The organism is Streptomyces sp. NPDC058401 (assembly GCF_042722885.1).
Lineage (GTDB): Bacteria > Actinomycetota > Actinomycetes > Streptomycetales > Streptomycetaceae > Streptomyces.
The window spans coordinates 22,711-33,869 of record NZ_JBHXKA010000087.1; the positions used below are offsets into that span (position 1 = coordinate 22,711).

9 protein-coding genes are annotated in these 11,159 nt (G+C 73.7%); 6 read left to right on the plus strand and 3 right to left on the minus strand.

Annotated features, from left to right (window positions below; translation table 11 throughout):
- Positions 1-184: 184 nt before the first annotated feature.
- Positions 185-589: a transglycosylase SLT domain-containing protein gene (locus tag ACFWNV_RS27225; RefSeq protein WP_383952087.1), complete on the plus strand. Its 405-nt coding sequence runs from the start codon at positions 185-187 to the stop codon at positions 587-589.
- A gap of 111 nt (positions 590-700) precedes the next feature.
- Here ACFWNV_RS27225 and ACFWNV_RS27230 read toward each other — a convergent pair whose 3' ends face one another.
- From ACFWNV_RS27230 to ACFWNV_RS27240, 3 genes are all read right to left on the minus strand, one after another.
- Positions 701-3,493, minus strand: a complete 2,793-nt coding sequence (locus tag ACFWNV_RS27230) for a LuxR C-terminal-related transcriptional regulator (RefSeq protein WP_383952089.1) — start codon at positions 3,491-3,493, stop codon at positions 701-703.
- 91 nt (positions 3,494-3,584) lie between these two features.
- The gene (locus ACFWNV_RS27235; RefSeq protein ID WP_383952106.1) at positions 3,585-4,436 is read right to left on the minus strand and encodes an alpha/beta hydrolase family protein; all 852 of its coding nucleotides are present in this window, start codon (positions 4,434-4,436) and stop codon (positions 3,585-3,587) included.
- A 396-nt stretch (positions 4,437-4,832) separates the two neighbouring features.
- Entirely contained in the window at positions 4,833-6,026 is a 1,194-nt protein-coding gene (locus tag ACFWNV_RS27240; RefSeq protein ID WP_383952091.1) for a PucR family transcriptional regulator, read from the minus strand.
- A gap of 187 nt (positions 6,027-6,213) precedes the next feature.
- Here ACFWNV_RS27240 and ACFWNV_RS27245 point away from each other — a divergent pair, with 187 nt between their 5' ends.
- From ACFWNV_RS27245 to ACFWNV_RS27265, 5 genes are read left to right on the plus strand one after another with little or no spacing between them, the layout of a single operon-like run.
- A complete protein-coding gene (locus ACFWNV_RS27245; protein ID WP_383952093.1) occupies positions 6,214-7,011 on the plus strand; it encodes an ABC transporter ATP-binding protein in 798 nt (265 codons plus the stop codon).
- On the plus strand, positions 7,008-7,853 hold the full coding sequence (locus tag ACFWNV_RS27250) for an ABC transporter ATP-binding protein (RefSeq protein WP_383952094.1): 846 nt from the start codon (positions 7,008-7,010) through the stop codon (positions 7,851-7,853). The genes ACFWNV_RS27245 and ACFWNV_RS27250 overlap by 4 nt, the downstream gene beginning before the upstream one ends.
- Entirely contained in the window at positions 7,850-8,740 is an 891-nt protein-coding gene (locus ACFWNV_RS27255) for a branched-chain amino acid ABC transporter permease (RefSeq protein WP_383952096.1), read from the plus strand. The genes ACFWNV_RS27250 and ACFWNV_RS27255 overlap by 4 nt, the downstream gene beginning before the upstream one ends.
- Complete coding sequence (locus tag ACFWNV_RS27260; protein WP_383952098.1) at positions 8,733-9,875, plus strand: branched-chain amino acid ABC transporter permease; 1,143 nt, start codon at positions 8,733-8,735, stop codon at positions 9,873-9,875. The genes ACFWNV_RS27255 and ACFWNV_RS27260 overlap by 8 nt, the downstream gene beginning before the upstream one ends.
- The gene (locus ACFWNV_RS27265; RefSeq protein WP_383952100.1) at positions 9,872-11,137 is read left to right on the plus strand and encodes an ABC transporter substrate-binding protein; all 1,266 of its coding nucleotides are present in this window, start codon (positions 9,872-9,874) and stop codon (positions 11,135-11,137) included. Before ACFWNV_RS27260 ends, ACFWNV_RS27265 begins: the two co-directional genes overlap by 4 nt.
- The last annotated feature ends 22 nt before the right edge of the window (positions 11,138-11,159 follow it).

The window sequence follows — 11,159 nt, forward strand, 5'->3', positions numbered from 1 at the left end:
GCTGCGAGGGTCACTAGTAAGAGGGGTCGTTGCCAGACGCCCGGAACCTCCGTAGAACTGGATGAGTCGCAGGGCGGACGGAGTTCCCCTGGTTCTCCTGCTCCCGCCGACGAGCCCCTCTCTTCACGTGTGTGTGGCTCTGGTGTGCCTGTGACAGTCCCTGTCCCCGTTGAAAGGTTCGTCCGTGTCCAACGCTGTCATCCGCCGTATCGCCGCTTCGAAGAAGACCCTCGCGGGTTCCGTCCTCGCCCTGGGTGTTGCCGGTTCCATGCTGGCCGCGGTTCCCGCGCAGGCCGCCCCGATGAGTGCCAAGGCGATCGCGCAGCAGATGATCAAGGACCCGGCGCAGTTCGCGGCCTTCAACAACATCGTGTCGCGTGAGAGTGGCTGGGACCACACCGCGACGAACTCTTCCTCGGGTGCTTACGGCCTGGTCCAGGCCCTGCCGGCTTCGAAGATGTCCTCGGCGGGGTCGGACTGGAAGACGAACCCGGCGACCCAGATCAAGTGGGGCCTGGACTACATGAACTCCCGGTACGGCAGCCCTGCCGGTGCCTGGACCTTCTGGCAGAACCACCACTGGTACTAAACCCACCAGCGGACCGCAGGGACACGAAAATGCTCGGCCGGACACCCCGGCCGAGCGTTTTCGCATGCCCGCATGCCCACGCGCATGCGTACGGGGCCGCCCACGCAACCTTCACGGCTGTGCGCCGCTCCTTTCGGCCCGGTCCACCAGTCGTGAGAGCTCCGTCCGGGAACGCACTCCGAGCACCGCGAAGACGTTGCGCAGGTGGTGGTCCACGGTGCGGGGGCTGACGGAGAGGCTCAGCGCCACTTCGCGGTTGGTGGCGCCCTCCGCCACGCAGCGCGCGATGCGCAACTGCTGCGGGGTGAGGACGGCCAGCCCGCCGGCAGGCACGGGGGCGGGTGTGTCACCGGTCGCCCGCAGCTCGGCCCGGGTCTGCTCCGACCAGGCCGGGGCCCCGCAGCGCTCGAAGGCGACCAGTGCGTCCCGCAGCCGGTTCTTCGCCTCGGCCGGGCGGCGCCGGCGGCGCAGCCACTTTCCGTACAGCAACTGGGTACGGGCCCGCTCGAAGTCACCGTGCACCGACTCGTGCCGGTCCAGTGCCAGGGCGTAGAGCGCGTCGGCGGTGTCGTCCGGCGGAGCGACCAGCGCGCGGCACCGGGCCAGCTGCGCCGGTGCCTGCGGGTCGGCGCCCTGCGCGGCCCACAGGGCGAACTCCTCGACGGCCGCCTTCGCCTCCGACGAAGCCCCCGACTGTACGGCCGCTTCGACGAAGCAGGGCAGGGCGAGCATCCGTACGGCGAAGTGCCCGCGCCCCGGACCCGGCCGGGTCAGCGGGCCGAGCCGGGCGGCCGCCTCGAAGGGCCGGCCGCGGCACAGGTCCGCGCGCGCCGAAGCCCATTCGGCCAGGGTGACGGCTTGGAGCAGCCCGTGCGGGCGGGCGATCTCGACGGCGGCGCCGGCATGCGTGGCGACGGCTGCCGCGTCGTCCTCGACCGAGGCGACGAGGGCCAGGATCGCGTGCTGACCGGCGGCCACGTTGCGCTGCCCGGCCCGGTGGGCGGCGCGGAGGCCTTCCTGCGCGTGGGCCCTGGCCCGGGCGTGCTGGCCGGCCCGCAGTTCGGCGTAGGCGAGGTGTTCGAGGATCCGCGGCGTGAGGGAGGCCAGCCCCCGCGACCGGGCTACGGCCAGGGCCCGCGCATTGGTCCGGCACGCCGCCGCGATGTCGCCGAGCACCAGCGCGGCCACCCCGGCCCGCAGCAGACGGGTGGGGTCGTCGTCGTCCCGCGCACGGTCCAGGACCCGGCGCAGCGGCGATTCGGCCTCGGCCAGATGTCCGTCGAGCGCCGTGCGCAGTCCCACCCGGTAGTCGCGCCTCGGATCGTGCGGGGGAGAGGGGGGCCGGGCCTCGGCGAGGGCGGCGAGGCAGGCGACGGGGTCGCCCGCGGCCCAGGCCGCGTCCATCGCCTCCATCCGGGCTTCCGTGGCCGCCTCCACGTCGGAATGGTCGAGGCGCTCCGCGGCCACGAGCAGCGCCTGGTAGGCGTCGCCGACGGGCCCGTCCCGCAGGGCCATGCTGGCCCGCAGGAGTTCCGTCCGCCCGTGCACCGCGTCGGGGGACGCGTCGTCCCGGGCGGCGGCCAGCAGCCGGCGCGCCCTGCGGGTGTGTCCGGCCAGGCGGGCGTAGTCCGCCGCGGTGATGAGCCGGGCGGTACGGGCATCCTCCTGCGCGGTGAGTTCCGCGGCCCGGGCCAGGGCCGCGGAGCGTTCCATGCCGGACGTCGGCGTGCCCGGAGCGGCGGCGGCGACGAGGCGGGCCGCGAGGGCGGCGTCCGGTCCCTGTGCGGCCAGGGCGAGGTGGATCAGGTGGCGCAGACGGTGCCGGTCGGCGTCGACGGCCGAGGCGAGCAGGGCATGAGCGGCACGGCGGCGCGACGAGGGCGCGCCGGTGTACACGGTCCGCCGGAGCAGGGAGCCTGCGAAGGTGATGCGGTCCCCGTCGTGGTGCACCAGCCTCGCCGCCTCGGCGGGATCCAGCGCGGCCGGTCCCAGCCCGGCGGCGCGGGCGGCGCGCAGGACCAGGGAGGCGTCCGCGCCCGCCGCACCGGGGTCCGGCTCGTGCGCGGCCGCCGCCAGGAGCAGGAGCTGGCGGGTGGCGGCGGGCAGGGGTTCGAGGCGGCTGCCGAAGGTGGCCCACAGGGCGCCGCCGTCCACGAGCGGGCGGGGCAGCGGCCGGTGGCCGCCGAGCTCGTCCGGTGTCAGGCGCCGGGCGAGGGCCGTCAGGACGGCGGGGTTCCCCTCTGCCTCGGAGAGCAACTCCGCGCCCACGGCGGGGTTCAGGCCCCCACCGGTGAGGTCGCGGAGCAGGGCGGTCGCCGCACCGTCGTCGAGGGGGCCGAAACGGAGCACGGGCAACCCGGTGAACTCGGGTTCCGCCACCCGGTGTTCCGCCATCGAGAGGAGCAGTCCGAGTGGGAGCCCCGGGTCGGGGTGGCGCGCAGTCGCGCCGAGGGCGGCCCGTGAGGGCGCGTCCCATAGATGTACGTCGTCCACGCAGACGAGCAGCGGCTCATCCCCGGAGGTCCCGGAGAAGAACCGCCTGAGCAGCGGCGCCAGTTCGGGCGGCCCGTCTGACCCTTCCGGGCCGCCCGGCCCGTCCGCTCCGAAGGTGAACTGCGGCGGCGCCGCGCCCCGTAGCTCGGCCGCCGCACACAGCAGCGCGCGCAGGCCGTCGTAGGGCCGGGGGACCCGGGGCAGGGGCCGCGGTCGCAGGACGGGCCCGGGCGTGAACTCCCGCGCGGCCCCGGCCAGTAGGGCGCTCCGGCCCAGTCCCGGCTCCGCCACGAACAGCAGCGTCCCGCCGTGCCCGGCCCGGAGCCGGTCCGACAGGGCTGCCACAGCTGCCAGTTCAGCCGTCCGGCCGTATATCCGGCAAGGACTCTCCGCGGTCGTCTGTCCGGTCACGCCGGTGAGGTTACTGCCGTGTAAACCATGGGGGAAGACCGGACGCGGCAGGTGGAGGCCGAAGCGGAAGGGCTCCACCTGCCGGGGCGGATCAGGAGGTGTGGGGGCAGTTGCCCCGGTACTCCTCGATGGCCGGGCTCGGGCTCGGCAGCGGGCAGAGGAACTGCTCGTAGCGGCTGTCGTTGTCGATGAACCGCTTCAGCCACGAAATGCTGTACTTCGCGATGGTGGTGTTCGAGCTGTTCGGGGTGAAGTGCGTAGCGTTGTTGAGCTCCAGGTACGCCTTGTCGAGCGAGCCGGGCAGGCTCGTGTAGAAGGGCTCGGAGTGCGTGGCGACCGGTGCGACCGTGTCGCCGTCGGCTCCCACGATCAGGGCCGGGGTCTTGATCTCGGGCCAGGACTTGTCGGTGTTCCAGCCGGTGAGCGCGATCGCGGCCTGCAGGGAGGGCCGGCTCTTGGCGGCCTCCAGCGTGCCGCCTCCGCCCATGGAGTGGCCCATCACACCGAGCCGGGTGCTGTCGATCCTGGTGCGGACGGTGCTGCGCTCCGTCAGGTAGTCCAGGGCGGCCAGCAGTTGGCGTCCCCTGCTGTCCGGCTGGTCGAGGGTGGTGAGCGTGTCGATGGTCAGGACGATGAAGCCCTGGGAGGCCAGGCGCGGGCCCAGCCAGGCGATCGACGACTGGTAGGCGGTGAAGCCGGGTGAGATCACCACGGCGCCGAAGGTCCCGTCCGCGGTGGACGTGGGGTAGTAGACGGTGCCGCCGCCGAAGCCGGTGACCCCCAGCGGGGAGACATCGGTCTGGGACACCGCGTACGGGCCGCGGAGGGCCTCGATGCTCGAGTTGGTGGGTGCGGGGCCCCGCTCGTAGGGGTTGGCCGCCGAGGCCTGCGCCCCGGACGCCGTGAACGTGGCGATCGCGCCGATCGTCACGAGCGCCGCCAGTGCGGACCCGAGCGAACGGAGCCGCCTCCCGCCGCCGACCGGGTCGGCGGGGTCGGTGGGGTCGGCGGACCGGCCCCTCGTACCGGCGGGGCCGCGGTCGGAGTGGGCCTGGTGTGCCTGGTGGGCGTTCTCGAAGCGTTGCTGCTGCACGACGGAGTCGTCCTCTCGGTCGTGGCGGAGCCGGCCCGGTGAGGTTCGGTACCCGGCTCCGTGCCGAGGTCCGTGCAGCCCGCCGATGAGTCGGTCCCGCCGCTTGCGCTGGCCGGACCACTGTCAGCGCGCGCCCCGGGTACGCACATCGGCGGAACCACCGGTCTCGCCGACGGACGAGACGGCCCGGGCCCGCCGCCCGAGGACCCGGCCGGCCGGGCGCCACCGCCACCGCCCACGCCCCCGTCAGCCGCCCGACAGCCGGTACGCGTCCCGCGCCAGGGTCAGCGCGATGAGGTCCCGCGGGCGGGACAGGGACTTCGACGTCAGGTGTTCCAGCCGGCGCAGGCGGTTGAAGACAGTGTTGCGGTGGCAGTACAGGCGGCTCGCCGCGCGGCCCGCCGAACCCTCCGCCGCCAGCCAGGCGTCGAGGGTCTCCAGCAGCATCGCCCGGTCCGCCGGATCCAGGTCCAGCAGCGGGCCGAGCACCGCCTGGACCAGCTCGGCCGACAGCTCGGGCTGGCGCACCACCAGGGCCGTGGGCAGCCGGTCGGCCAGCCGCACCAGCACCCGTTCGTCCGGCCCGCAGGTCCGCAGCGCCGTCTCCGCCAGCCGCCGGGCCCGGCCCAGTTCGGCCAGTCCGTCCACCACCGGGCTGATCCCGCCCGGCCCCGGGCAGCGGTCCGCGAGCTCCGCCGCCAGCTCGGCCGGCGAGGAGTCGCCCAGCGCCACCACGGCCAGCTCCCGCTCCGTGCGCATCCGCCAGAACAGCCGCATCCCGCCCGCCGTCACCACCCGGTGCACCGAGTCGCCGCGGTCGGCCGGCAGCACCACCACCGCGTACCGCCCCTGCTCCGGCAGGTCCAGGGCCAGCGCCACCTGCGCGGCCAGCGCCGGCGCCGTGTCCCCCTCCAGCAGGGCGTCCAGCAGGGCCTGCGCCCGCTCGTCGCTGCGCCGGCGCATCTCCACCTCCGCGGTGCGGTACGCCTCCGCGGTCGCGGCCGCCTGCTGCTCGATCCCCGCCCACATGGCCCCGGCCGCGCGGGCCAGTACGGGCAGCGCCTCCGGCTCCTTCTCGGTGACGATGTCCAGCAGCGCGTCCCAGGTCAGCCGGCCCGCCCTGCGGTACGCGTAGAGCAGCAGGTCCAGCGGCAGCCCCTGTTCGGCCCGCCGCCGGCCCAGTTCCTCCGCGTACGCGAGGTCCTTGCGCGGGACGGACCGGGACGCGGCGAAGGCCTCGATCCCGTAGTGCATGGCCTCGCTGACCTGCTGCCAGTGTTCGTCCCGCGGTACGGCCAGGTCGAACAGCGGCGAGTGCTTCGCCAGGTCCCTGATGAGCTGGTCGGTGAGCCCGGGGATGTCGGCGATCAGTACGTCCGCCGCCGACACCAGGACCGACCACTCCTGTTCCGTGCGCGTTCTGCGTCCACGTCCACCCATGGCCGCCGAGGATGTCACCCCGGCTCCGCCGCCGTAAGGGGCCCGCGCGACAGGTCTGTGCGCGTGCACAACACCCTCCTGTCCGGGCTGGTCATCGGCAGCGATTCCGCTTCCGCCCGTGGACGCCCGCCCCGGCCCGGTGCTGGTCTGTGCGCCAGCACAAGGCTGCCCAGAGGAAGGAGAGGACGTGGGTTCGCTACAAGTGCGTGCGCTGTCCATCGGCTACGGGCCGGTCCGGGCACTGCGCTCCGTATCGCTCGACGTGCCCGCCGGCGCGGTGGTCGTCGTACTCGGCGGGAACGGCGCCGGGAAGTCGACGCTGCTGCGCGCGGTGTCCCGGACGCTCGGGTTCCACCGGGGAGCCGTCACGGGCGGGAGCGTCACCTTCGACGGCCGGCCGCTGGACGGGCTCACCGCGGACCGGGTCGTCGCCGCCGGTGTGGTGCAAGTACCGGAAGGGCGCAAGGTGTTCACCCGGATGACCGTCGCGGACAACCTGCGCGCCGGAGCCCTCGGCGGCCGTGCGGGATCCCGCGCCGACACGGCCCGCTCCCTGGCCCGGGTGCACGAGCTGTTCCCCGTACTGGCCCAGCGGGCACGGCAGCGGGCCGGACTGCTGTCCGGCGGCGAACAGCAGATGCTCGCCCTCGGCCGGGCCCTGATGGCCCGCCCGCGGCTGCTGCTGCTCGACGAACCCACCCTCGGGCTGGCCCCCAAGATGGCCGCCACCATCGCCGAGACCATCACCGAGATCAACGCCTCCGGCGCCTCGGTCCTCCTCGTCGAACAGAACGCCGCCCTCGCCCTGCGGCTCTCCTCCCACGCCTACGTCCTGGAGGTCGGCGAGGTCACCCTCGACGGCCCGGCCGCCGAGCTGGCCGCCTCGGACGAGGTACGCCGCCGCTACCTCGGCATCACCGACGAGGCGGAGCCCGAGGCGGCCACCGCCGGGGCACGGCGGGAACTGCGCCGGTGGTCGGCATGAACGCGCACGCCGCCCTGCCGCCGCACGCCGCCCAGCCTCCGCACGCAGCCCCTCCGGCACACGCAGCCCCGCCGCAGCTCACCGTCACCGACGTCACCGTCCGCTTCTCCGGCCTGACCGCGCTCGACTCGGTGTCCTTCACGGTGGACCCCGGCAGCGTGCACGCCGTCATCGGACCCAACGGAGCGGGCAAGTCCACCTGCTTCAACGTGCTCTCCGGGGTCTACCGGGCCACCGGCGGAAGCGTCCGCTTCGGCGCCGCCGAACTCACCGGCCTCGCCCCGCACGCCGTCGCCGCCCTCGGCATCGCCCGCACCTTCCAGAACCTGGCCCTGCCCCCGCACACCACCGTCGCCGACAGCCTCCTGCTGGGGCGCCACCGGCTGATGCGGACCGGCTTCCTGGCCGCGGGACTACGGCTGCCCGCCGCCGCGCGCGAGGACCGCCGGCACCGCGAACGCGTCCGGGAGATCGCCGAGTTCGTCGGGCTGGAGGGCGACCTCTCGGCGCCCGCCGGCTCGCTCCCGTACGGAAAGCAGAAACTCGTCGAGCTGGCCCGAGCCCTGTGCATGGAGCCCAGGCTGCTGCTCCTCGACGAACCCGTCGCCGGCATGACCGCCGACGAGAGGCAGCGCACGGCCGCCGTCATCGCGGGGGTCCGTGACGGCCTCGGCATCTCGATCGTGCTGGTCGAACACGACATGGGGGTGGTGATGCGGCTCGCGGACGCGGTGACCGTACTCGACTTCGGCAGACGCATCGGCGGCGGGACTCCCGCACAGGTGCAGAACGACCCCGCGGTGGTCCGCGCGTACCTCGGAGAGGAGGAACCGGCCGCATGACCACCTTCCTCGAACTGCTCCTCGGCGGGCTCTCCATGGGCTCCGTCTACGCCCTGATCGCCCTCGGCTTCGTGGTCATCTTCAAAGCCACCGAAGTGGTCAACTTCGCCCACGCCTCCCTGCTCCTGGCCGGCGGATACGTCACCGCGACCCTGCACGAGGAACTCGGATTCTGGGGCGCGCTCCTGGCCGGCGCCCTCTCGGCGGCCGCCGTGGGGGCGGCGATCGAGTTCCTGGTGATGCGGCGCTACCGGGGCCAGGACCAGAGCGTGCTCGCCATCGTCACCATCGGCGTCGACATCCTGCTCATCACCGACCTCACCCGGCGCCTGGGCACCGACGTGCTCGCGCTCGGCGACCCGTGGGGCGACCGCGTGGTCCACCTCGGCGCCGTCACCGTGCCCCAGACCCGGATCGCCGCCATCCTCACCGCCGGACTGCTCATCACCGTCTTCCTGCTCGTGTTCCGGCACACCTCCTGGGGCGTGGCCATGCGCGCCGCCGCCGAGCAGCCGGAGACGGCCGCACTGATGGGCGTACGGCTGGGCCGCGTCTCGCTCGCCGCGTGGGCCGTGGCCGGGGCGCTGGCCGCCGTCGCCGCGCTCTTCCTGACCGTCTTCCCCACCCCCGGTCTGGAGCGGGCCACGTCCCTCGCCGCCCTGAAGGCCTTCCCGGCCGCGATCCTCGGCGGCCTCGACTCCACCTCCGGCGCCCTGGCCGGAGGCCTGATCGTGGGCGTCACCGAGGCACTGGCCACCGGCTACCAGAGCCAGTTGACCTTCCTCGGCCGGGGCATCGGCGACCTGGCCCCGTACCTGGTGATGGTCGCGGTCCTGCTGATCCGTCCCGCCGGACTCTTCGGCACGAAGGAGCTCGCCCGTGTCTGACACCCGCAGCCCCGTGCTGCATCCCGGGGCCGTCGCCCCGGTCGCGGCCCCGCGGACCCGGCTGCTCGGCGCCCGGAACGTGCTGGTGGCAGCCGCCGTCCTGGTGCTCCTCGCGCTGCCGTTCTACCTCGACCGGTTCTGGCTCCAGGCCGGCCTGTTCGCCATCGCCGCCGCCATCGGGGCCATCGGGCTCAACCTGCTCACCGGAGCCACCGGCCAGCTGTCGATGGGCCACGCCTTCTTCCTCGCCGTCGGCGCCTACGGGTACTGCGCGCTCGCCGGGGACGGCAGCACGGCGGGCGGCCACACGCTGGTCGGACTCGGCCTGCCCAGCTGGCTCGCCGCGGTCCTGGCCGTCGCCCTCGCCGGGGCGGCGGGCGGCCTCTTCAGCCCCATCGCCGGCCGCCTGCGCGGCGCGTACCTCGGCATCGCCACGCTCGCGCTGATCTTCATCGGCCAGCACGTGCTGTTCAACGCCACCAGCCTCACCGGCGGGTTCAACGGCCGCGAGGTGGAGCCGCTGTCCCTCCTCGGATTCACCTTCGACGACACCGAGACCGTCATCGCCGCCGTGCCCTTCCAGTCGGCGGAGAAGCTCTGGTACGTCGCCCTCGCCGCCCTCCTCGGCGGCGCCCTGTTCGCCCGCGGCGTCCTGCGGGGCCGGCCCGGCCGGGCCATGAACGCCCTGCGCGACCACAGCATCGCCGCCGGGGTGATGGGCGTGCCGGTCGCCCGGTACCGGGCCGCCGTCTTCGTCCTGTCGTCCATGTACGCGGGGCTCGCCGGTGTCCTGCTCGCCCTGGTCTTCCAGCGCACCGTGCCCGACTACTTCGGCATGGTGCTCTCCCTGGAGTACCTCGCCATGATCGTGATCGGCGGCCTCGGCACCGTCGTCGGCGCCGTCGTGGGCGCCGTCTTCGTCTCCCTCCTGCCCCAACTCCTCACCCGCTACAGCGACGCCCTCCCGCTGGTCTCCGCCCCCGGAACCGGCGGGGTCTCGCCGGGCGAGGCCTCCCGGTACCTGTACGGAGCGGCCGTCGTCGTGGCCGTCCTGTTCCTGCCCGGCGGTCTCACCGGCATCACCCGGATGGTCCGGACCCGGACCGGCACCACACCCCCGAAGGAGCGAACGTGAACGGAAGAAGGCACGCCGCCGCGGTCCTGGCGGTCGCACTCGTCCTCACCGGCGCCGCCGGGTGCAGCGGCAAGGCCAAGCCCGCCGCGGACGGGGACAAGCCCGCCGCGGGCGGAGTGAAGGCCGGACCCGGGGTGAGCGACAAGACCATCAAGCTCGGCGCGCTCACCGACATGACCGGCGTCTACGCCTCCCTCGGCAAGAGCGTCACCCAGGCCCAGCAGCTGTGGGTCAAGCAGACCAACGCGGCGGGCGGCATCTGCGGCCGCACGATCGAGCTCACGGTCCGCGACCACGGCTACGACCCGCAGAAGGCCCTCGCCGCCTACACCGAGCTGGAGCCCTCGGTGCTGGGCTTCGCCCAGTTCATCGGCTCCCCGTTCGTCGCCGCCGTCAAGCAGCGGATCGACGGAAAGGACAAGGGGCTGGTCATCCCGCAGGCCTGGTCCGCCTCCCTGCTCGGCAGCCCGTACATCCGTACCGTGGGCGCGACGTACGACGTCGAGACGATCAACGCGGTCGGGTTCCTCCTCGACCAGAAGCGGATCGCGTCGGGCGACAAGATCGGCCACGTCTACTTCGAGGGCGACTACGGCGAGAACGCGCTGACCGGTTCCAAGGCCATCGCCGCGGAGGCCGGGCTGACCGTCGTCGAGCAGAAGATCAAGCCGACCGACAACGATATGACGGCCCAGGTCGCCGCCCTCAAGCAGGCCGGGGTCAAGGCCGTGGTCATCAGCGCCGGCCCCCGCCAGGCGGCCTCGCTCGTCGGAGTCGCCGCGGCGGGCGGCTGGAACGTCCCGTTCGTCGGCAACAACTCGGCCTTCGCACCGCAGCTCCTGGCCACCCCGGCGGGCGCGGCCCTGCAGAAGGACTACTACGTCGCCTCCTCGGCCCTGCCGATCGGATCGGCCGAAGCGGCACCGGCCGCCCTTGCCGCCGCCTACAAGGCGGAGTTCCCGGACTCGGGCCTGGACAACGGCGTGGTGGCCGGCTTCAGCGCCGGCGCCCTGTTCGGGGAGGTCCTGAAGAAGGCCTGCGCCGACAAGGACCTGACCCGCGAGGGGATCCGGGCCGCCCTGCTGAGCCTGAAGTCCTACGACAACGGCTTCGGCATCACCCACGACTTCTCGGACCCGAAGGCCCCCTCCACCCGGCAGAGCGTGATCCTGAAGCCCGACGCGACGGTCCCGGGCGGCATGAAGGTGGTCAAGGAGGCCACCGCGGCACCCGCCGCGACGAAGTTCACGCCCGCTTCCTGAGCCGCGGGCAGCAAACGGACGC